The 22,349-nt window shown below is 31.8% G+C and carries 23 protein-coding genes and 3 tRNA genes; 18 read left to right on the top strand and 8 right to left on the bottom strand.

Translation table 11 applies throughout. The features are described from left to right. Position 1 precedes the first annotated feature (1 nt). From OH806_RS08905 to OH806_RS08875, 6 genes are all read left to right on the top strand, one after another. Positions 2-505 carry a hypothetical protein gene (locus OH806_RS08905; protein WP_264743321.1) on the top strand — a complete coding sequence of 168 codons (504 nt, stop codon included), beginning with the start codon at positions 2-4 and terminating at the stop codon, positions 503-505. Positions 506-700: 195 nt separating this feature from the next. Next, positions 701-1,576 carry an RHS repeat-associated core domain-containing protein gene (locus tag OH806_RS16560; protein WP_406567609.1) on the top strand — a complete coding sequence of 292 codons (876 nt, stop codon included), beginning with the start codon at positions 701-703 and terminating at the stop codon, positions 1,574-1,576. After that, entirely contained in the window at positions 1,548-2,045 is a 498-nt protein-coding gene (locus OH806_RS08890) for a hypothetical protein (protein WP_264743320.1), read from the top strand. Before OH806_RS16560 ends, OH806_RS08890 begins: the two co-directional genes overlap by 29 nt. A 283-nt stretch (positions 2,046-2,328) precedes the next feature. Next, on the top strand, positions 2,329-3,153 hold the full coding sequence (locus OH806_RS08885; protein ID WP_264743319.1) for an RHS repeat domain-containing protein: 825 nt from the start codon (positions 2,329-2,331) through the stop codon (positions 3,151-3,153). Between the two features lie 2 nt (positions 3,154-3,155). Next, entirely contained in the window at positions 3,156-3,599 is a 444-nt protein-coding gene (locus OH806_RS08880; RefSeq protein ID WP_264743318.1) for a hypothetical protein, read from the top strand. Positions 3,600-3,613: 14 nt separating this feature from the next. Beyond that, positions 3,614-3,973, top strand: coding sequence for an RHS repeat-associated core domain-containing protein (locus tag OH806_RS08875; protein WP_264743317.1), 360 nt, complete (start codon positions 3,614-3,616; stop codon positions 3,971-3,973). Between the two features lie 127 nt (positions 3,974-4,100). Here the strand turns inward: OH806_RS08875 and OH806_RS08870 are convergent. The 3 genes from OH806_RS08870 to OH806_RS08860 all read right to left on the bottom strand — a co-directional run bounded on the left by OH806_RS08870 (position 4,101) and on the right by OH806_RS08860 (position 4,398). Beyond that, positions 4,101-4,174 (bottom strand) — tRNA-Arg (locus OH806_RS08870). A 48-nt stretch (positions 4,175-4,222) separates the two neighbouring features. After that, positions 4,223-4,297 (bottom strand) — tRNA-Pro (locus tag OH806_RS08865). A gap of 16 nt (positions 4,298-4,313) precedes the next feature. Further along, a tRNA-Ser gene (locus OH806_RS08860) sits at positions 4,314-4,398 on the bottom strand. A gap of 136 nt (positions 4,399-4,534) precedes the next feature. Here OH806_RS08860 and OH806_RS08855 point away from each other — a divergent pair. The 5 genes from OH806_RS08855 (at position 4,535) to OH806_RS08835 (ending at position 9,770) form a co-directional block, all read left to right on the top strand. Next, the gene (locus OH806_RS08855) at positions 4,535-5,563 is read left to right on the top strand and encodes an N-acetylmuramoyl-L-alanine amidase (protein WP_264743316.1); all 1,029 of its coding nucleotides are present in this window, start codon (positions 4,535-4,537) and stop codon (positions 5,561-5,563) included. A 74-nt stretch (positions 5,564-5,637) separates the two neighbouring features. Continuing rightward, positions 5,638-7,038, top strand: coding sequence for an aspartate ammonia-lyase (gene aspA / locus OH806_RS08850; protein ID WP_264743315.1), 1,401 nt, complete (start codon positions 5,638-5,640; stop codon positions 7,036-7,038). Between the two features lie 6 nt (positions 7,039-7,044). Next, positions 7,045-7,839 carry a class I SAM-dependent methyltransferase gene (locus tag OH806_RS08845; RefSeq protein ID WP_264743314.1) on the top strand — a complete coding sequence of 265 codons (795 nt, stop codon included), beginning with the start codon at positions 7,045-7,047 and terminating at the stop codon, positions 7,837-7,839. After that, positions 7,836-8,690, top strand: a complete 855-nt coding sequence (locus OH806_RS08840; protein ID WP_264743313.1) for a glycosyltransferase family 2 protein — start codon at positions 7,836-7,838, stop codon at positions 8,688-8,690. The genes OH806_RS08845 and OH806_RS08840 overlap by 4 nt, the downstream gene beginning before the upstream one ends. A gap of 12 nt (positions 8,691-8,702) precedes the next feature. Then, the gene (locus OH806_RS08835; protein WP_264743312.1) at positions 8,703-9,770 is read left to right on the top strand and encodes a glycosyltransferase family protein; all 1,068 of its coding nucleotides are present in this window, start codon (positions 8,703-8,705) and stop codon (positions 9,768-9,770) included. On the opposite strand, the gene OH806_RS08830 is transcribed toward OH806_RS08835, so the two are convergent. From OH806_RS08830 to OH806_RS08820, 3 genes are all read right to left on the bottom strand, one after another. After that, the gene (locus OH806_RS08830; RefSeq protein ID WP_264743311.1) at positions 9,763-11,241 is read right to left on the bottom strand and encodes a lipopolysaccharide biosynthesis protein; all 1,479 of its coding nucleotides are present in this window, start codon (positions 11,239-11,241) and stop codon (positions 9,763-9,765) included. The two genes, OH806_RS08835 and OH806_RS08830, sit on opposite strands and share 8 nt — an antisense overlap. A gap of 12 nt (positions 11,242-11,253) precedes the next feature. After that, on the bottom strand, positions 11,254-12,045 hold the full coding sequence (locus OH806_RS08825) for an FkbM family methyltransferase (RefSeq protein ID WP_264743310.1): 792 nt from the start codon (positions 12,043-12,045) through the stop codon (positions 11,254-11,256). A 142-nt stretch (positions 12,046-12,187) separates the two neighbouring features. Then, a complete protein-coding gene (locus tag OH806_RS08820) occupies positions 12,188-12,853 on the bottom strand; it encodes a DUF2461 domain-containing protein (protein WP_264743309.1) in 666 nt (221 codons plus the stop codon). Positions 12,854-13,120: 267 nt separating this feature from the next. On the opposite strand from OH806_RS08820, the gene OH806_RS08815 reads away from it, so the two are divergent. The 7 genes from OH806_RS08815 to OH806_RS08785 all read left to right on the top strand — a co-directional run bounded on the left by OH806_RS08815 (position 13,121) and on the right by OH806_RS08785 (position 20,244). Beyond that, positions 13,121-14,797 carry a DEAD/DEAH box helicase gene (locus OH806_RS08815; protein WP_264743308.1) on the top strand — a complete coding sequence of 559 codons (1,677 nt, stop codon included), beginning with the start codon at positions 13,121-13,123 and terminating at the stop codon, positions 14,795-14,797. 149 nt (positions 14,798-14,946) lie between these two features. After that, the gene (locus tag OH806_RS08810) at positions 14,947-15,585 is read left to right on the top strand and encodes a DUF47 domain-containing protein (protein ID WP_264743307.1); all 639 of its coding nucleotides are present in this window, start codon (positions 14,947-14,949) and stop codon (positions 15,583-15,585) included. 16 nt (positions 15,586-15,601) lie between these two features. Next, positions 15,602-16,744 carry an inorganic phosphate transporter gene (locus OH806_RS08805; protein WP_264743306.1) on the top strand — a complete coding sequence of 381 codons (1,143 nt, stop codon included), beginning with the start codon at positions 15,602-15,604 and terminating at the stop codon, positions 16,742-16,744. Positions 16,745-16,845: 101 nt separating this feature from the next. Beyond that, on the top strand, positions 16,846-17,817 hold the full coding sequence (locus OH806_RS08800) for a polyprenyl synthetase family protein (protein WP_264743305.1): 972 nt from the start codon (positions 16,846-16,848) through the stop codon (positions 17,815-17,817). 72 nt (positions 17,818-17,889) lie between these two features. Beyond that, positions 17,890-18,849 carry a GSCFA domain-containing protein gene (locus OH806_RS08795; protein ID WP_264743304.1) on the top strand — a complete coding sequence of 320 codons (960 nt, stop codon included), beginning with the start codon at positions 17,890-17,892 and terminating at the stop codon, positions 18,847-18,849. Between the two features lie 57 nt (positions 18,850-18,906). Beyond that, positions 18,907-19,425: a ClbS/DfsB family four-helix bundle protein gene (locus tag OH806_RS08790; RefSeq protein ID WP_264743303.1), complete on the top strand. Its 519-nt coding sequence runs from the start codon at positions 18,907-18,909 to the stop codon at positions 19,423-19,425. Positions 19,426-19,476: 51 nt separating this feature from the next. Then, complete coding sequence (locus OH806_RS08785) at positions 19,477-20,244, top strand: TatD family hydrolase (RefSeq protein ID WP_264743302.1); 768 nt, start codon at positions 19,477-19,479, stop codon at positions 20,242-20,244. Between the two features lie 37 nt (positions 20,245-20,281). On the opposite strand, the gene OH806_RS08780 is transcribed toward OH806_RS08785, so the two are convergent. After that, the gene (locus tag OH806_RS08780; protein ID WP_264743301.1) at positions 20,282-21,586 is read right to left on the bottom strand and encodes a DEAD/DEAH box helicase; all 1,305 of its coding nucleotides are present in this window, start codon (positions 21,584-21,586) and stop codon (positions 20,282-20,284) included. 120 nt (positions 21,587-21,706) lie between these two features. Further along, complete coding sequence (locus tag OH806_RS08775; RefSeq protein WP_264743300.1) at positions 21,707-22,342, bottom strand: porin family protein; 636 nt, start codon at positions 22,340-22,342, stop codon at positions 21,707-21,709. Positions 22,343-22,349: the final 7 nt, after the last annotated feature.

Raw genomic sequence — 22,349 nt, 5'->3', positions numbered from 1 at the left:
TATGTTTAAGATTATAATAAAGAGAAAAGACTTAATTGGGAAAAAAAGAGATATAGAAGATTTAACGGTTTGCGAGGCTATTAGTACTATCTATAATTATAGTGAAGATCTTTTCATATTTATTTGTTGGAATGGCTTTAAGATACCTTTAGATGGGATTAGTTTTTCTCAAATATATAGTGATGTAATAGTAATGTTAGAAGAGCTTGAGCATGATGATGATTTTTATGTAAGTTTTTTAGATGCTGGTTTTACTGCAATTTGGAATTTTTCAATCAATAATGATATTGTTATAATTGAGGCGGAATGGACAAGTATTGCTCCATATCATTATAAAAATACTACAATAGAAGATTTAAGAAAAGTTTCTAATATTATTAAGGTAAATAAAAAAGAATTTATATGTGAGTGGAATAATCTTCTCAAAATAATAAAATATGATCTCTTAAGTGTAGGCTATACCAATGAATTGGAAGGGTTTGATTATTTAAATAATTTAGATTAAGAAATCCTCCCCCGCTCTCCGACGTTTTAAACTTTTTATTGGTAAGATTTTTTTACGAGTCTAAAAATAATTTATTTATTTTCATGTTTTACTATTTGTTTAAAACGCAAGAAAGTAAAATTTTGTGACTAGGTAACAGGAGGTGCAACACAATTTTTCTTAAATTTACCATTTGGGGAGACAATACTAGAGCAGATGGATGGTTCGTATAACAATCCGTTTAAATTTAATGCAAAAGAATTAGATGAAGATACAGATACAGGATTGTATTATTATGGAGCAAGGTATTATAACCCTAGATTGAGTATTTGGTATGGTGTGGATCCGCTTGCTGAGAAAACTCCTTCTTGGTCTCCATACGCTTATGCAATGAATAATCCTATTCGCTTCATCGACCCGACGGGAATGATTGCGGAAGACACAAAAGTGAAACCTCCTAATGATTATATTTTCGATGAGAAAGGTAATTATGTTAGAACCGAGAAAAATAATCAACCTCATAGACTTGTCATAGAAAACTCTAAAACAAAAGACAGAACTAACTATTCATTTGCAGATCCAAAAGAAGATGCAAAACAAATAGATAGAGGAATTATAAATAAGGTTGTGTTTGTAAGTGAAAAAGATATACAGGGAATGCTTAAAAAACAAGGAGCGTTTGAATCTGGAAAATTTAATTTTGCTTGGGAAAGTCAAGGAGGAGGAGACTTTGATTATTCATATTCTGTTCTTCCAAGTAAATATGCAGAAGCAAGTTCAGATCCTTTAAATAGTTATTCTAATGCTCTTTTCTTACCAGAGGGAGATACAACAGCTCATAATCAAATGAATTTTGGTAATTATTTATGGGGAGCTACAGGATATACAGTTGGGTTTGATTATGCAGGTCTTCAAATGGGAGCACACGCAAACAGCAAATTTAACTCAAGAAGAAATGGATATGAATCTCAGTGGGATTCTAAAGATGACCAAAGATCGATAATATTAGGAGCTACTCACGCTAAACGGGGTGGCTATAGATCAATACCAAATATAATATCATATGGAAAAACTCACAAGAATTCTTATTAGCTTATTCTTATTTTTCATTCTTACCGAATGTAATTCAACTAAGTATAGCGATAAATTTTCCAAACTTGAAAATGAAAATTTCACTTATTTTAAGGGATATTCCATAACATATAGAAATGGAGTGTATTTAGTAAGTAATGCTAATGTAGAAAAAGATGATGAAAGAATTTTTGTTAAAAAAGGAATTACTGGAAAAATTAAGAATATCAAAAACAGAAATAATAATTTTATTACTAAGTCTGAGACAGAAATTAAATCATTAGAAAAGCTCTTAGATAAATTTGATAAATTAGATATTGCAAATTTATCTGTTGATAATTTTCAAAATATTCAGTTTGCTTTTTTCTTGGATAAATGTTCATATACATTTTTACGATTGTCAGATACAAACAGTTTGAAAGATGTGAACAAAACATATTTTGAAAAATATAAAAAAGATTGGTATTTATATAAGCAATGTTCTGAATAACTAAAATTCCTCCGCTACGCAAAGTCTGTGACTTTGAGTTGATAAGTAATGTATAAAGTTTTTAAACGCTACAATACTGTAGCGTTTTTTACATTTATGACAAAAAGAAAAAGGGTAAGCCATATAATTAAGAGAATGAGGAACATGAGGCTCCTGAAAAAACTGCCGATGCAAAAGCAGACTTTAAGAAATATCTTGAAAATCAGGTCTTGGCGATAATGTTTCTGTTGGGCTAAGAGAGGAGTATCAACATCCGGATTTATATTATCTGCATGGAGATCATTTGGGAACAGCAACATTTGTTACCAATTCTCAGTCTGAGGCAACACAATTTTTCTTAAATTTACCATTCGGGGAGACAATGCTAGAGCAGATGGATGGCTCGTATAACAATCCGTTTAAATTTAATGCTAAAGAATTAGATGAAGACACAGGATTGTATTATTATGGAGCAAGGTATTATAACCCGAGGTTGAGTATTTGGTATGGGGTGGATCCTCTGACAGAGAAAATGCCAAGTTGGAGTCCATATAATTATACTTTTGATAATCCTGTGAAGTACGTTGATCCCGATGGAAAAGCTCCAATAGAAATTAATGATGATTCTAATGAAAATTGTTGTTGGGGAATGTTTAGGCCTTTAATGCCTTTATTTGAAAACTCTTCTGTGAAGCCTACGGTTATAGAAACTATTACAAAAACTGGAGAAACAACAGAATCTTTGTCAAAGACGGCAGAAGGTACTCGAAATTCTAGTGAAAGGATTAAATATAATAATCAAGTTGAAAGAGCTAAAGACAAAATGGATGGAATAAGCAGAGCTCAAGAAAAATTGAAAAAAAATGCTCCCCAAGGATCAAAACAAAATGCAATACAATCAATAAATAAATCAAAACAAAATTTAAAAAATGCCTTAAGAAGAATTGATATTAATAATATTGATGAATTTGATGTTAAAGTATTACTCCATCCAGAAGTTAAAAAAGACAATATTAATTTGCAAAAAACTGTTTCTCCAAATTCTAAGACGGAAGAAGAAGTACGAGAAAAGCAGAAAAAGCAAGAACAAAAACAACATCTTATCAATCAGTATAATTTATCTGCATAAATATGACTAACGAACTACAAAAGAGCAAAGATTTGATGGATAATGAACAGTATGAATTAGCCATCAACATTTTGAATAATTTAAGAAACTTGCCTTCAAAATATGAAAACTTGAGACTTTTATTTTTATCAAACTGCTTATATAATATAGAAGATTATTATTTAGCTATTGACATTGCTGATAAGTTGTTGCAAAGAGATAATAAAAATGAATATGCTTCTCAAATAAAATATCTATCATATTACGAATTGAAAGATTATGATAATGCTTTAACTGAAGTAATAAGTTTTCTGTCTGATAATGAAGCTAATCTTTATAAAGTAACATTGGAAGAATTACTTATTGATATAAAAAATGGATATATCAACAAAGAAGAAACAATTTATAGAATCAAAGAATTAGCATTAAAAAATAATATCAATATCAATATCAATGGAAAGAATTAGATGAAGATACAGGATTGTACTATTATGGAGCAAGGTATTATAATCCTAGATTGAGTATTTGGTATGGTGTGGATCCACTGGCAGTGTATAATCCTGTAATGGAAACCGAGTTTTACGGCGATGGGCAGCATAATGGAGGGGTATCTTATTGGGGGAATTTAAATCCATATATATATTGTTATCAAAATCCTATTATTTATGTGGATCCTAATGGAAAACAGACTTTTGGAGAGCAAATTAAAATTGCAATTAAAAATCCATCTAAAATAGGATTGATGAATAGAGCTGGAAATATCTTGGCGGATAGGGCAGGAGAGTTTTCTAGAAGGGGAGCAACAGCATCATCCTCCGCTGCGCAAAGTCTACGACTTTGAGCTGATAAGACTCTAAATGAAAAAAGTAAAATTTTTGTACTAATTTTAATCAGTAATGATTAATGGGGAAATCTATAAGAAAAATACGATAAACAAAAAAACCTCTCAACTTTGTTGAAAGGTTTCGTGAGCGCGAAAGGATTCGAACCTTTGACCGTCTGCTTAGAAGGCAGATGCTCTATCCAGCTGAGCTACGCACCCATTAAAATTTTGATTCTCGCTTAGTATTTATAATAAAAAGCTTTTAAGTCGGGGCGGCAGGATTCGAACCTGCGACCTCCTGGTCCCAAACCAGGCGCGATGACCGGACTACGCTACGCCCCGAAAGATATATAGAAAGCGGAGGGTAAGGGATTCGAACCCTTGCGACACTTTCGCGTCGACAGTTTAGCAAACTGCTCCGTTAACCACTCCGGCAACCCTCCTTTTATCTTTGTATTTTAATGAACTTTGTTCCGTTATTGCGAGTGCAAATATAGAGCAGATTTCTTTATTTACCAAATATTTTTCAAGAAAATTTTGCGTATTTTTGGGCTAATAAACGATTAAAAAGCGGAACTAATGCGTAAAACATTATATATCATCGGATTAAGTGCTTTTGTTTTTTCATGCACCTCTCAGCAAAATGTGAAGAAAAATACTTACAAGCCAAAAACTCCCGTGACACAGCCTAAAGTGGTAGCAAAACCACAGGTTCAAGAGAAGCCAAAACCTCAGATTACAAACGATCATGGTGTCGAGTTTTTTACAACTAATATTGCTGATCCTGCCAAAAATGACAATACAGTTAGCTATGGTTCTATAGTTTCAGCAAAACCAGCAGGGTATAAAGTGGTAAAAACATATTTCCCAGCAATTGCACAAAACTTTAGACAGAAGTATTTAATATTACATTATACGGCATTGCCGGATGATAAATCTATTACTGTACTTACTCAACAGGCTGTAAGTGCACATTATCTTGTAAATAATACAGGTGATAATGAAATCTACCAATTGGTAGATGAGAATAAACGCTCTTATCACGCAGGAGTTAGTGCTTGGAGAAACGATAAAAATCTTAATGATACATCAATAGGAATTGAAATTGTTAATTCAGGGTATACTGCTGATGCATCTGGTAAGAGATTATTTGTACCATTTAATGATGATCAGATTAAAAAAGTAGCAGCTTTAGCAAAAGATATTATTACAAGATATCAAATTCCGGCTACAAACGTTTTGGCTCATTCAGATATTGCTCCTACAAGAAAGCAGGATCCTGGTCCATTATTTCCATGGAAAAAATTATATGATCAATACCAGATAGGAATGTGGTATGATGATGCCATGAAACAAAGCTACTATGATATGGCTGTTTCTACAGATTTTACTTCAAAATATAATGATTCTGCATTTATTTTTAGTGTTCAGACTCAACTGCAAAAATTTGGATACGGAATAGAACTTAGCGGTAAGTGGGATGATGCTACTAAAAAAACAATTGAGGCATTTCAGTATCACTTCCGTCCGGAAAATTATGATGGAATAATGGATGCGGAAACGTGGGCAATCCTACAAGCTTTAATTCAAAAATATCCTGTAAAATAAATAATTTTAAAGCACATTCGGAGGAATGTGTTTTTAATATATTTTAAATATAAAACACTTAAAAACAATCTGTAATGGAAAATTTCAGAAGAGAGAGTGATTTACTCGGAGAACTAGAGGTTCCGGTAAACGCTTATTATGGAGTTCAAACACAAAGAGCAATTAATAATTTCAAGATTTCGGGGCAGCTTTTGTCTTCGTATCCTGATTTTATTAAAGGATTGGCGTTCGTAAAAAAAGCTGCGGCAAAAACTAATTATGAGCTAGGATTGCTTAATGAAGAATTATACTTCAAAATTGCTGAAACGTGTGATGAAATTATTGAGGGACAATTCCATGATCAATTTCCTGTTGATATGATTCAGGGAGGGGCAGGAACTTCAATCAATATGAATGCAAATGAGGTAATTGCTAACAGGGTTTTAGAAAAATTAGGAAAAAATAAAGGTGAATACGAATTTTGTTCACCAAATGATCATATCAATTTGTCTCAGTCTACTAATGATGCGTATCCTACAGCTATTAAGATGGGGTTATTGCACATGAATATAGGATTGGTGCAAAGATTAGAGAAAATTGTTGAAGCATTCCGTGCAAAAGGGAAGGAGTTTCAGGATGTAATTAAAATGGGCAGAACTCAGCTTCAGGATGCAGTTCCTATGACGTTAGGTCAGGAGTTTGAGGCTTTCGCTGCTACTTTGGAAGAAGATATTTCTAAGTTAAATAATAATGCCAGCCTTTTTGTAGAAGTAAATATGGGAGCAACTGCTATCGGAACAGGGTTGAATGCTCCGGTTGGGTATGCTACGCTTTGTGCAAAAAATCTGGCTCAGCTTACAGGTTTTCCTGTAGTTTCAGCCCCGGATTTAGTTGAAGCGACACCAGATACAGGCTCTTATGTGATTTATTCATCAGCAATGAAACGTCTTGCTGTGAAATTATCAAAAATCTGTAATGATTTAAGATTACTTTCTTCAGGACCAAGAGCCGGACTTTTTGAAATTAATTTGCCTCCAATGCAACCGGGTTCATCTATTATGCCTGGTAAAGTGAATCCTGTGATTCCGGAGGTGGTAAATCAGGTTTGCTTTAAAGTAATTGGAAATGATTTAACGGTAACTTTTGCAGCAGAAGCAGGACAATTACAGTTGAATGTAATGGAACCAGTGCTTTCTCATGCGATAATGGAAAATATTAATTTCCTTTGCAATGCTCTAGATACGCTTCGTGACAAATGTGTGGTGGGTATTACGGCAAATAAAGAAGTTTGTCTGAATATGGTAAAACATAGCATCGGAATTGTTACAGCGCTTAATCCTTATATTGGTTATAAACAATCAACAGCAATTGCAAAAGAAGCTCTTGAAACGGGAAAAAGTGTTTACAATTTAGTACTTGAAAAAGGGGTTCTTTCTCAGGAGAAACTGGATGAAATTCTTGATCCTAAAAATATGTTGAAACCACAAAATAAATAATATTCTGTGAGTAAACTCAAAAAAACAATTCAGGCACTTCAAAATATTGCAGATGAACCAAGTTTGCTGAATTTGGTGCTGAATGATAAGGAAGTAAGACGAAAAAACTTTCTTAAAAAATATTCTCATTTAGAAACTCTTCCTCAGATCAATTTGCTTGATCTGAGTGAAGATTTCGATGAATCTATTGATATTTGCTTCTTGGATGGTGCTTCTCTTCCTACAGATTTGGCATTGTTGAAAACATTGGCAAAAGGTAAAAAAAGCTATTTTGAAATCGGAACATGGAGAGGAGAAAGTGTTTGGAATGTCGCTAAAGTGATAGATGATTGTTCTACGCTTAACCTTTCTAAAGATGAAATTTTAGCACTGGGAATTGACAAGAAATATGCAGAATTACACGGAATTGTTTCCCAAAAAAATCCGAAGATTTTACATTTGGAAGGAAATTCTAAAACTTTTGATTTTGCAGGTCTGAATAAAAAGTATGACCTTATTTTTATTGATGGAGACCATTCTTATGAAATGGTAAAAAATGATACGGAAAAGGTTTTTAAAAATCTTATTCATGAAGATTCTGTGGTGGTTTGGCACGACTACGCTTACAATCCTGAAAAGGTAAGATATGAAGTTTTTCAGGGGATTTTAGACGGAATGCCGGAAGTTTTTCATAAGAACCTTTATCATGTTCAGAATACCTTATGTGCTGTTTTTATGAAAGGTGATTTTAAAACAAAAACTTTTCAGAGTCTGAACGAACCAGAGTTTTTATTTGAAGTAAATTTGAAAATAAAAAAGTGAGATTTTTAATCATTATTCCTGCTCACAACGAAGAAGAGAATTTGCCTTTTACTTTGAAGTCATTAGAAAATCAAAATTTTAAGGATTTTAAAGTGGTGGTTGTAAATGATGGTTCTACAGATAATACTTCCGAAATTATTAAAAGGTTTACTGAAAAAGATTCTCGTTTTGAAACCATAAATCTTCAAAAATCGGCTCATCAGCCAGGTTCAAAAGTGGTAAATGCTTTTAAAAATGGCTTAAATACTCAGAATCTTGATGAGTTTGATATTATCTGTAAGTTTGATGCAGATATAATTCTCTCTGAAAATTATATTGAAGAAGTAGAAAAAGCGTTTCGAAATAACCCTAAATATGGTTTGGTTGGCGGATTATTGTACGTTGAAAAAAATGGGGAATGGGTTTATGAAGGAAATTCTAATAAACATCATGTGAGAGGTCCAATGAAAGCATACAGAAAGGAGTGTTTTCAGGAAATTGGAGGATTGAGAGAAACGTTGGGTTGGGATAATATCGATTCTATTTTGCTTGAAGATTTAGGTTGGAAAGAAGTTGTTTTACGGGAATTGCATGTGAAGCTCATTAAAGTAAAAGGTAAAGATTATACTGTGAAAGCCTCTGATTATTATGGAAGATATTTCTATTTTCTGGGTTTGAAAAGGCTTCTTGCCTATATTGCAGCATCAAAAGAGGCGATGAAAAACAAATCTGTTTCGTTTTTCTTTCAGATTGTAAAATCTTATGAAAGCTGCAGGGCTAAAAAATTAGAATTAAAGATTACAAAAGATGAACAAAAAGTAATCAATAATCAACGCTGGAATGCTCTGAAAAAAAAATGGTTGAAAATGTAAATGAAAATCTGTTTGAAAAAAATAGCCTACATAGAAATCGATACTCATGCTGAAATTGCTCAAAGTTTCATAGAAATTATGCAAGGTTCGGGAGAGTTCGCTGTTGATTATTATTTTTCTGAAAAAATAAAAAATCAGATTGAAACTCATGACGAATCTGTTTTTCTTTCTGATAGTTCGATGATTTTAGAGCAATTGAAAATCAAAAAATATGATGTGATAATTGTAGGAACTGTTCATCGCTATTTCAATACATTTCAGGCAATTGCTGAAAAATACAATACAGCATTTATAATTCATAATATCAATTTTACCAAAATATCAAGATTAGATTTACTTAAAAATATTTTCAAAGAAGATATTGTTTATAGATTGAAACTTTGGTGGAAAGAAGGACTTTTTTATACTTCAAAGACTTATGAAAAGGCAAAAAATCTTTTGGTTTTAGATGAAGAATTATGCTCTGGAAAATTTAAATTTCTTCCTCTTTTTTATACTAAATACTTTGAAAAGCCTAAAAATAAAGTTTTTACGGTTGTAATTCCTGGAGGAGTATCTCAAAAAAGACGAGATTACAGAAAAGTATTTTCTACCATAAAAGAACTTGAAAATTTAAGTAAAAATTCAAACATTGAAAATAAGATGATTGAATTTGTTTTTTTAGGAAAGGCTAAAAATCAAGAATTAAAGCAAGTTATTGATTTGGAACGCTGTTTAAATTATATCAATGTTCAATATTTTACAGAAAGAGTTTCTCCTAAAGATTTTGAATATTGGATGCAGAAAGCAGATGTTTTGTGGTGTCCGATTCAGCAGGAAACAACATTTTTCAGTCAAAAAGAAACTTATGGTGTTACTAAAATGACAGGTAATCTGGGAGATGCAATAAAATATGGGAAATTAGCTGTCTTTCCACAAAATTATTCTTCAAAGCTAGAATTTATTGTCTCTGAAAAACAAGATGTTATCCGTCAACTTCAGGAGCTGAAAAATTCAGATTTTGATTTTCAGACTAAGTATAATAAAGAATTAGTTCAAAAAAATATCGAAAATGTTTTAAACGAATTAATTTCTATTTAAACTTAAAAATGCTCTTAATGAAATCTTTGTTCAGATAATTCTCAATCGGGAATACCTTCGTAAAATAATTTCCAATATAAATCAGAATAAGAACAACGGCAGGTTTGTAAATCAAATTGATAAAATTGTTGTTGAAAGTAGGCAAAACAATGGCAACAGTAATAGCCAATGTACAAATAATTGATACAAAAATCATTTCAATAGTCAAAGGAGAAACCTTGAACATAATATAATTGAAAATAACTTTAATAACGTTGTAGGTTGTTAAAGAAATAGCTGTAGATAAAGCAATTCCGATTAATTTCAAATCTGTATTTTGAAGAAAATAAAGGTTTAAAGCAATAGTTAATCCAGCTAATAACAGCATGACTATGATATTAAATTTGTAATATTTGGACAACGAAATAATATTACCATTGAAACCTGTTGCTAAATCTAATAAAACTGCAGAACCCCAAATCCATACAACTGGTTCGTATTCTCTCAGCATAACCCCATTTTTAGGCATAAATTGGGTGAGATAAGGGAATCCAACCATAATGCAAGAGAATAATACGGCTCCTAAAAAATATAACGTAAGAGAAGTTTTTTTATGAAATCTGTCGAGTTCTTCCATATCTCCATCTGCGAGATTTTTGCTGATAATTGGCGCAGAAATATTGAATAAACCTAACTGTGGAATAGAAATTAATGAAATTAATGCGTAAAGAGTAGAGTAGATTCCATTTTCTTCCATTCCTAAGAATTCACCAATCATAAAATTATTGATAGCTAAATAATTCCCGAATGTTCCCAGAAATCCGAAAAAACTGTATGCAGCAAATTCTTTATAGAAATTATCTTTTTTGAAATAATCTGTACTGAAATCCAGATTGATTTTTTCCAGTTTATTGGTGTAGTAGATGTATCCGAAAAACATTAGAGCAAACATCCCGAAAAAGAAAGCAAACGCAATTTTCTGGGATAATGCAAAATAGAAGAATAAACAAAATGCACCCAGATTGGCTATTTTAGGGAAAAGATTGTCGAAAACATTAGAAACTACAATTCTTTTGTAATTGGAGGTGTATTTGTTGAAAATAGCACAAAATGACAAGAGCAAAACCAAAGGAAGAATAATTTCTTTGATTTTCCAGGCTTCCAATTCTTTAAATCCTGGATAAAAGAATGGTATAATGAAGAAAATGATGCTGAATATGAGGAAATTAACTAAAATAGCAAGTAAGGATAATGAAAGCATATTCTGCTTTTTACCGTCTTTATCTACTTTGTGGAAAAACTTCACGTTAGAATAAGAGATTCCCAATACTACAAAAGGGACCAGCATTTCGGCTGTAGGAAGTATATATCTTAGTTTACCGTAAAATTCAAAATCATTCGGGAAGATAAAAATGGCCGAAACAGTACCCAACAAAAAACCAATATAGCCAATAATGGAATATTTGAATCCTTGTCTTGCAACTACACTCATATTTTTGGGTTTTTAAATTTTAGGTATGAAAATGATATTGTTGATGTATTCGGTTTTGTTTTTTTCGTCGGTTATGTTTTTTATTAAAATTTCTTCAGTTAATTTTTCCAGTTCAAAAGTATGTCTGTTTAGATATTTTGCGTCGTATCCCCAAGATTCAACTTCAGATATTTCATTCCAGATTGGTGTGGAATGGTGTCTTTGTTCCATTTCTACCATTAATGTGGGATGAAATTGTTTAATGATTTTTTTTGCACCATTCAATGTTTTCATTTCGTTGCCTTCGACATCGATTTTTATAAAATCAATTTTTTTAAAATGTTCAATGGCTGCCCAATCATCAAGTTTTAAAACTTTTACTTTTTCGGTGTAGCTTTTCTCTTCGCCCTTTTCTTTGTAAGAAGTATTTAAAGTACCTCTGGATGCTATTATTTTTCCGTTAATAACAGGAACCTTAAATTCTGCTGTCGTATTTTCGTCAGAAAGAGCTAAAGGTAAAACTCTCATTGTCGGAAAAAGTCTTTTTAATCTTCTGAATAATTTTTTATTAGGTTCAAAAGCGTAGATGTTGTCGTTAATAAGTTTGTTCTCAAGTTGATATAAAAATGTTCCTACATTTGCACCAATATCCAGAATTACAGCATTTTTGGGTAAATATTCTTTAATCCAAACTAATTCCGGTTCTACATTTCGTTTTGAGAAATTTTCTCGGGTAAGATTTTTTAAACTTTTAAAATATCTTTTTTTATAAAAATCTGGGCTAATGTATTGTAGTTTTTCTGCAATTCTTTGATATAAAGACATTCTTACACTTTTTGGCAAGAGACAAAGATACGTAAAAATGTTAAACTAATGTTAAAGTTTGATAATTATAATGTTTTGATTATCAGTGATGTTGTTTTGTGTTGCGATTTTATTGTTTTGGATTACAATTAGTTAAAAAATTTCATATAAATGGTGTATTTAGGAAATCATTTAAAGGTTTCATTAATTTGAAAATCTTTGAAAGATTTTTTACCGAATTCTTGTCCAGAATTTCTTCATCAGTTAAATTATAAACAACGATAAAGCTTTTCAGTTTTAAATACTCAGCCATTGGATTTTCTTTTTCGAAACCTTGAGGTACTTTTTTTAGTTTATCATCTTGGTCTAATTCTGGAAAATGTTTTTTGAAATCTTTATTGTTTAAAATTGTAAGAAAATCATCTCCATACAAAGAAATTTCTTTTCTCAATTCTTTTAAAACAGAAGAGTCCGGCATATAAATTCCTCCGGCTATAAAAGATTTTCCAGGTTCTATGTGAAGATAATATCCTGCTTTCTGGCTTCCTTTTCCCATTCCCAATGATGCTCCGAAATTAGTTTTATAAGGAGATTTGTCTTTTGAAAATCTAGTGTCCCTATAAATCCTGAACAGAGATTTTTTAGCATCAATTTTACCTAGCTCTTCATCAAATTCAGACATATTTTGAATTAAATCTTCAATAAAGAGAATGAGGTTTTGCTGTGCTTCTGTATAAAGACTTTTGTTCTCATTAAACCATTCACGGTTATTATTTAGGATAAGTTTCTGTAAAAAATCAAAGGTATTGGGAGATAATGTGGCCGACATGTTTTTTTATTTTATATCAAAATTAGTCAAAAGTATTTCAATTTTTAAAGTGTTTTGAAGACTAATGAATAAAATGCAGTTATTTAAACTATTCAATAATAATTCAAGGTTAAATAATTATTAAAATAAAAACAAAAAAAGTGTAATTTTTCTGCGGAAACTATAAAAGGTTTAAAGGTTTCGAATGTTAAATTATTGTTTTTGTAATAATACTTAAAATGATATTCAAATAATAATTGTATCTTTGCAAAAATTTTAAAATATTTAATGAATTTATTTACGGAGACCAATTTAAGTCCTGACATTCTAAAGGCAATTGGCGAATTGGGTTACGAAAGCCCGACAGAAATCCAAAAACAGACTATCCCTTTTATTCTTTCAGATATTCGCGATCTAATCGCACTTGCGCAGACAGGGACAGGCAAAACAGCAGCGTTTTCGCTTCCGATTTTGGATATGATTGACGAAACGAGTCGCAAAATCCAACTTTTGGTGCTTTGTCCGACACGAGAATTATGTCTTCAAATTGCTAAAGACATAAAAAATTATTCTAAATACATGCAAAACATCAAAACTACCGCAGTATATGGTGGAAGCAGTATTATGGAACAAATTCGTTCTTTAAAGGATAAACCACAGATTATTGTGGGAACTCCAGGGAGAGTAATTGATTTGATTAACAGAAAAGCTCTTGACTTTTCGGCAATTCATTGGTTGGTTTTAGACGAAGCTGATGAAATGCTTTCAATGGGTTTCAAAGATGAATTGGAAACAATTTTAAGTGAAACACCTGAAACTAAACAGACTTTCTTATTCTCTGCAACGATGAATAAAGAAGTAGAGAGAATTTCTAAAAACTATTTGACAAAACCTCACAGAATTTCGGTTGGTTCTATCAATGAAGTTAAGAAAAATATCAAGCATGAATATTATGTAGCTGGATATCGTCAGAAAAAAGAAGCATTGAAGCGTCTTATTGACTCAAATCCTAATCAATATTCTATTATTTTCTGTAGAACAAGAATGGAAACTCAGGAAGTTGCCGATTTCTTAATGCAAAATGGATATGCTGCAGATGCTCTTCATGGAGATTTATCTCAGGCTCAGAGAGATACGGTGATGAAAAAATTCAGATTGAAAAACATCGATATTCTTGTAGCAACAGATGTGGCAGCAAGAGGATTGGATGTAAACTCTCTGACTCACGTTATTCACTATTCTTTACCTGATGATCCTGAAGTTTTTGTTCATAGAAGCGGAAGAACGGGTAGAGCAGGAAAAGACGGTATTTCAATGGCTTTGATTAAACCTGAGGAAAGCAGAAAGCTAAAACAAATTAAGTTTGCTACTAAAATTGAAATCAACGAAGGAAAAATTCCTACGGGGGAAGATATTGTAAAAGCTCAGGTTGGAGGTGTTTTTGAAAGTCTTTTCGAAGTTCATGAAGACTTCTTTGAGTTTGATGATGCATTGATTCCTGATTTATCAGCATTTACAAAAGAAGAATTAGTTCACAAATTGCTTCAGTTTCAATTAAAAGATCTTGCTTTATATTACAAAGACAGACACGATCTTATTGAGCAGAAACTAAGCAGTAGAGATGATGATTCTAGAAGAGACAGAGGTCGTGACAGAGGAAGAGATCGTGATAGAGGAGATAGAGGTAGAGAACGCGGAGGTAAGCCGAGAAGAAAAAATGAAAACATGGTAAGGTTCTTCTTTAATCTTGGTAAAAAAGATCAATTGAAAAAACTAGATGTTTTAGATATTATCAATAAAGCGACTGCCGGAAAGAGCAAAAAAAGAGCTGAAATTGGAGATATTGAAATTTTAGAGAAATTCTCTTTCTTTGAAGTTGAAAAATCTTTCAAAGGAGATCTTCTGAGTAATATTTCTACAATGAAATTTAGAGGTAAAGATATGAGAGCTGAAGAAGCTAATTAAACTCATTTTACATAATACAAACCGGCTTTTTAGCCGGTTTTTTTATTGGTAATCAATACTTAATATAATGTTAACAAAACTTAATATTAGATTGTTTCAGGTAAGGCTCTTTTTTAAGAAATTTGCACTCAAATTATAAATACTTAAAAATGGGAATTGGTAATATTTTCCACGCTTTCCAACCGAAAGATAAAATCTTCTTTGTGCTTTTTGAAAAAGTAACAGAAAATCTAGTTGCAATGTCTGAAGAGTTTAACTCTGGAATTAAAGACTTTGATCTTAACGATGATACTATGTTGAAAAAGATGAGTGATTATGAGCATAAAAATGATGAGCTTACTCACGAAATTTTTGTAGAACTGGGTAAAAACTTCATCACTCCTTTTGATAGAGAAGATATTCACACATTAGCAACAGGGTTGGACGATATTGCTGACTATATCTATGCTTCCGCAAAATATATTTTCTTATACAAGTCTCCACAGGTAAAAGCCTATGCAGATTTTTCTTTATTGATTCATAAGGCTTGTCTGGAAATCCAAAATGCCATGAAAAATCTTAAAGGGTTTAAGAATATGGAACAAGTGAAAGAAGCTTGTATTAAAGTAAACTCTATTGAAAATATTGCAGATGATTTGCTTTCAAACTCTATGGTAGAGCTATTTGAAACAAGTGATGCGATTAACATTATCAAAGTTTCATCTGTACTTAATTATCTTGAAGTAGTAACTGACAAAGCAGAGGATGTTGCCAATACTATTGAGAACATCATGATTAAATACGCTTAAATAATAATTAACAAAAATGGAATTTCCTATTTTACTTATAGTTATTATTGCGTTGGCTCTAATATTTGATTACATTAACGGTTTTCATGATGCAGCAAATTCAATTGCAACTATAGTTTCTACAAAAGTTTTAACTCCTTTCCAGGCTGTACTATGGGCTGCACTTTGGAACTTTGCAGCGTTTTTCTTGGCCGCTTACGTTATTGGAGAATTTAAAATCGGTAATACAATTGCCAAAACTGTAAATGAAAATTTTATAAATCTTGAAGTTATTTTTTCAGGTCTTGTTGCGGCAATAGCCTGGAACCTTTTAACATGGTGGTTCGGAATTCCGTCATCTTCTTCTCATACTTTGATTGGAGGCTTTTTAGGAGCAGCATTAATGCATGCTTTTATGATGGATTATAATGCTGTAGCTTCAGCTCAACCGGATTTAGGTATTTGGGGAACACTCAAAGAAGCTTTTGACCAGGTTGTGCATCAGGATGTTGTTAAATTCAACAAAGTAATTCCTATCTTTTTGTTTATTTTCATGGCTCCGATCATCGGGATGGTTATTTCAATTATCATTACACTGATTATCGTTCATCTTTACAAAAAATCAAACCCTCATAAGGCAGATCAGTCATTTAAAAGATTGCAGTTGGCTTCTTCGGCTTTATTTAGCTTAGGACACGGTTTGAATGATGCTCAGAAAGTAATGGGTATTATCGGCGCAGCATTGATTTTTTATCATGTTAATACATTACAGGATCCTGTTTATTTAAATATCCCTTCTGCGGAACGTTTCGATTATTTTGCAGAGCATTACCTTTGGGTACCTTTGGTATCGTTTTTAGCAATTGGTTTAGGAACCATGAGTGGTGGTTGGAAGATAATCAAAACAATGGGAACTAAAATTACAAAAGTAACTTCTTTGGAAGGTGTAAGTGCTGAAACAGCAGGTGCAATTACTTTATTTATTACCGACCACTTTGGTATTCCTGTTTCTACAACACATACCATTACAGGTTCTATTATTGGTGTTGGTTTAACGAAAAGAATTTCTGCCGTAAGATGGGGGATTACTGTAAGTCTTCTTTGGGCTTGGGTGCTTACGATTCCTATTTCAGCTATTGTTGCAGGAACTGCATACCTTTTGGTTACATTTTTTACCTAAAATAAAAATTAACTTAAAATATAAACTTTGCTCAATCGGGCAAAGTTTTTTGTTTTATAAAGCCTTGAAAAATCGTATTTTTGCTTAAATTATTAGAATTTATGGAATTTTTAGATAGATACCAACAGATTGTTGCTGATGCCGTTACAAAGTATACTTTTAAAGATAAACCTACGGAATTATATGACCCGATGAATTACATTATTTCTCATGGAGGGAAACGTCTTCGTCCGATTATGGTTTTAATGGCGTGCGATTTATTTGGAGGTGATTTAAAACAGGCGATAAAACCGGCATTAGCAATCGAGTTTTTCCATAATTTCACACTTATCCATGATGATATTATGGATGAAGCTCCTTTGAGAAGAAATAAACCGACTATTCATACTTTACATGGAATAAATGTAGGGATTCTTTCCGGAGACGGATTGATGTTGAAGGCTTACAAGTTTTTTGAAGATTTAGAACCTGAAATTTTCAAAGCATGTATCAGAATTTTTACACATACAGGTTTGCTTTTATGCGAAGGTCAGCAATATGATATCAACTTTGAAACACAGGAAAATGTAACTTTTGATGATTACATCAGAATGATTACTTATAAAACAGGGGTTTTGAGTGCTTCTTCATTTGAAATTGGAGCTTTAATTGCAAAGGCAAACTTCAAAGACGCAAAAGCTATTTTTAATTTCGGAAAACATATCGGGATAGCATTCCAGATTATGGATGATTATTTAGATGTTTTCGGAGATCAGGCGCAGTTTGGCAAAAAACATGCAGGAGATATTTATGAAAATAAAAAGACTGTTCTTTATTTGATGGCAAGAGAGTATGCAACAGAAGAAGAAAGAAAAGAGCTGGACTATTGGTATTCTAAAAAGACAGATAATATCGATAAAGTTTATGGAGTTGAGAAAATCTTCAGAAGAACAAAGGTTGACGAAAAAGCTTTGCGCTTAATTGAAAAACATAACGAAATCGGGCAGAGTTATCTTCAAAAAATTGATGCTCCGGAAGAAAAGAAAAAACCGTTTATTGAATTAGCGAATTACCTTCTAAGACGTGAAAGCTAAAAATAAGGAGGGCTATTAGGTTGCAAGTAAATTTTGTCTGGAACCTAGAAGCTATAGCCTAATATCTATACAATGAAATTCAGGACAGAGGTTGACATCAAAGATTCGAAGAAAAAGATTGAGATTGAAGATAAAATATTTTCGATAGGTTCTTGTTTTGCTTCCGAGATGTCAGATTTGTTTTCGCAAGGTCAGATTCAGTCTGTAAATAATCCTTTTGGGACTATTTTTAACCCATTTTCGATTAATAATGCTGTAAAAAGACTTCATGATTCTGAGTTTTATGATGAGGAAGATTTAATTACATTTAATGATGAATTTATTTCTCTGGATCATCATACAAGTTTTGATACAAGGTATATTCACCAGACTTTAGAAAAGATTAATTCTAAAATAGTTGAAGGAAATCAGTTTCTTCAAGAAACAAATTGGGTAATTATAACATACGGAACTTCATTTATATATGAATTTGTTCCAAAGCAAAAATTGGTCGCAAATTGCCATAAAATTCCGCAAAAATTCTTTACAAAAAGATTGTTAACCAATCAGGAACTTACAGATTCTATCTATACTACGATTTTAAATATAAAAGATATCTGTAAGGATGATGTTCAGATTTTGTTTACGGTTTCGCCTGTTCGTCATACAAAAGACGGAATGGTTGAAAATCAATTAAGTAAGTCTAAATTAATTACAGCTATTCATGAAACCATTTGCCAGTTTGAAGACAGTCATTACCTTCCGATTTATGAAATTTTGATGGATGATTTGCGAGATTACCGTTTTTATAAAGAAGATATGATTCATCCTAACTCTCAGGCGATTAATTATATTTTTGAAAAGTTTGGAAATGCTTTTTTTGCGGATGAAACTCAAGATTTTATTAAAGAAAATTTTAAAATTAATAAAGCCTTAGAACATAAAACGGACGATGAGAAAAATCCGAAATATGTAGAATTTCGAGAAAAATTAAATCAAAGGATTGAAATTCAGCGAAAAAAGGTAAAACATAAGATATTTCCAAATAATTGATTCTTCTCTTATATGTTAATTAATAGTTGTCAGCTTTAAAAAAGTTAAAAAAATATTATGGCAAGAGCAGTTACGAAAGAGCAATTGATCAATAGTAGTGAAGAAAATTTTCAAAAATTATTCAGCCTTATTGGTTCAATGACAAGAAAGGAGCAGGAAAGCTTATTTTCCTTTGAAGACAGAGACCGTAATATTCGAGATGTTCTTATTCATCTCTATGAATGGCATCAGTTATTACTTAAATGGGTGGTATCAAACCGGTCAGGAGAATTTTCAAGCTTTCTTCCATCTCCATACAACTGGAAGACATATCCAGAGATGAATATCGAGTTCTGGAAAAAACATCAGAAAACAACCTTGGATAAATCTATGGAACTTTTAATGGAATCCCATTCTTCAGTGATGAAATTGATAGATACATTTTCAGATGAGGAATTATTTACAAAAAAATATTTTTCATGGACAGGGTCTACAAGTTTAGGGAGTTATTGTGTTTCTTCAGGTTCAAGTCATTATGATTGGGCGATAAAAAAAATAAAAAAACATAAGAAAAATATGGAGGAAACAGGTGGTTGAAGCTATGCCTGATTAAAATATTTACCTCATTTAAGATAATTGAATAAAAAAATGATTGATACACATACACATTTATATTCGGAAGAATTTGATGAAGACAGAAAAGAAACTATTCAAAGAGCTTTAAATAAAGGTGTTACAGAATTTTATCTTCCTGCAATAGATTCTGAATCTCACGAGAAAATGCTTGAATTAGAAGCTCAATATCCTAACCAAATTTTTTCGATGATGGGTTTACATCCTTGTTATGTAAAACCTGAAACTTGGGAAAAGGAGCTTGAAATTGTAAAAAACTATCTTGAACAAAGAGCCTTTCCTGCAATTGGTGAAATAGGTATTGATTTGTATTGGGATAAAACGACATTAGATATTCAAGTCAAAGCTTTTGAGCAACAGATTGATTGGGCAATTGAAAGAGATTTACCCATTGTGATTCATACAAGAGAAAGTTTTGATGAGACTTTTGAAGTTCTAGAGCGAAAAAAACACCCGAAACTTCGTGGAATTTTCCATTGTTTTTCTGGTAATTTGGAACAGGCAAAACATGCTATTGAGCTAAACTTTATTTTAGGAATTGGTGGAGTAGTGACATTCAAAAACGGGAAAATAGACCAGTTTTTACACGAAATACCATTAGATAAAATAGTTTTGGAAACAGATTCACCTTATTTGGCTCCGGTTCCGCACAGAGGAAAAAGAAATGAAAGTTCATATCTTGATTTAGTTGCCGGAAAATTAGTTGATATCTATAAAGTAGATTTTTCTGAGATTGACAGAATAACAACTGAAAATGCAAAGAAATTATTTGTTCAAATTTAATACAGATAAAATCCTTCCAATTTGGAAGGATTTTATATTATTTTTTCCTTGTGAAATTTTTGTTTTTAGGTTTTTTAAAACTAATGGAAATATTTTCAGAAGGCTTCTTCTTGTTATTCTTGGGTCTTGAAGAACCTGTTCTTGGTAATTTAGGCTTTTCTGAACCAGCAGGAACTGGCTTGTTATTAGAATCACGCTTTTGTGCAACCAAATTATCCGTATGGAAAGGGTGATTTTTTATTACCGGAATTTTCTTTCCGATTAGTTTCTCTGTATTTTTTAGATTTAGTAAATCTAATCCGTCAACAAAAGAGATAGAATTTCCCTCTGCTCCAGCTCTTCCTGTTCTTCCAATTCTGTGTACATATGTTTCAGAAACATCAGATAATTCAAAATTAATTACAAACTTCAGTTCATCAATATCAATTCCTCTTGCTGCAATATCGGTTGCGACCAAAACCCTTGTTTTCCCTGACTTGAAATTGTTTAAGGCGTTTTGACGGGCATTTTGAGATTTATTTCCATGAATAGCTTCCGTTGAAATATTATCTTTTTGAAGCTTTCTGGCTATTTTATCTGCTCCGTGTTTTGTTCTTGCAAACACTAGAACAGAATCAGCAATATCATTTTTAAGAATATGAGTAAGAAGGTTTAGCTTATTCTCTTTTTCCACAAAATACACAGACTGATTGATAGTATCTGCTGTTGAAGAAACTGGCGTAACCTCTACTTTTACGGGATTATTTAATATCGAATTTGCTAATTTTTGAATCTCCGAAGGCATTGTTGCTGAGAAAAACAGAGTTTGTCTCTTTTGAGGTAAAAGTTTAATAATTCTTTTTACATCGTGTACAAAACCCATATCAAGCATTCTGTCAGCCTCATCGAGAACAAAAATTTCAAGATTTTTTAAACTGATAATTCCCTGTGCTATAAAATCTAACAATCTACCCGGAGTTGCAACCAAAATATCAACTCCTTTTTTCAAAGCAGCTTCCTGATTGCCTTGCTTTACGCCTCCGAAAATAACCAGTTGTTTTAAAGGTAAATATTTACCATAATTATTGATGTTTTCTTCAATCTGTATTGCCAGTTCTCTTGTAGGAGTTAGTATTAAGGCTTTAATATGTCTGTTTGACGTTTTATTTTTAGAAAGATTCTGTAAAATAGGAATTGAAAAAGCGGCCGTTTTTCCTGTACCTGTTTGTGCACAACCCAAAAAATCTTTTCCGTTTAAAATTTCCGGAATTGATCTTTCCTGAATGGGGGTCGGGTTGGTATATCCTTGTTCCTGAATTGCTTTTGCAATAGGCTCTATTAAGTTAAGTTCTGTAAAATTCAAATAAAATGTTTTTAATGTAAAGAAAAAAATTCCTTCATTTTGAAGGAATTATATTTTGCAAAGGTAGTTTAAATATTTTTAATGGATTATTTCCTTAAATGATGTTTAAAGTTTTATATATTATTGAAACTTATAACCAACACCAGCTTGTAAAAAACCAATTTTGGTGTCAGAACTGCCTTTATTTATTCCGATGAAATTAAAATGATATCTTGCGTCCACAAAGAAATTATTATCAATTTTATATTCCAAGCCTAAGAAAGGAAATAAATTTATTGATTTTATATTTTCATAATCATGAGAAGTCGATCCGTTTACAATCTGCTCTGTTTTTACCTTTTTTGAAACATTTATTCCGAAATTCATACCTGCGGAAGCTGAAAGGTTGGGTATGAAATAATACTTTGCAGAAATAGGAATTTGAATTTGAGTTAATTGATAATCAAATTTAATATCACCCATTTCCACTATTTCATTTCCCACTAATTGAACTAATGGGTAGGAGTCTTTTCCTCCAACTTGTGTATACAGCACCTCTGCCTGTAAACCCACTTTTGAAGATATGGGTTGCTCGCCAATAATTCCTATATAAAAGTAAGATTTTGAATTTAATTTGTTATCAAAAAACTTCATGTTTGATAAAGAATAGCCTCCTTTTACTCCAAAACTCATTTTTGAGTCTGGTTGATTTGTATTTTGTGCACTTATGCCTGTAGAAGTTGCAAATAGAAGGGTTAATAAAAAGTATTTTTTCATAGTTTTT

Source organism: Chryseobacterium oryctis (assembly GCF_025971925.1).
Lineage (GTDB): Bacteria > Bacteroidota > Bacteroidia > Flavobacteriales > Weeksellaceae > Chryseobacterium > Chryseobacterium oryctis.
This window is presented reverse-complemented; position numbering and strand designations above follow the sequence as displayed.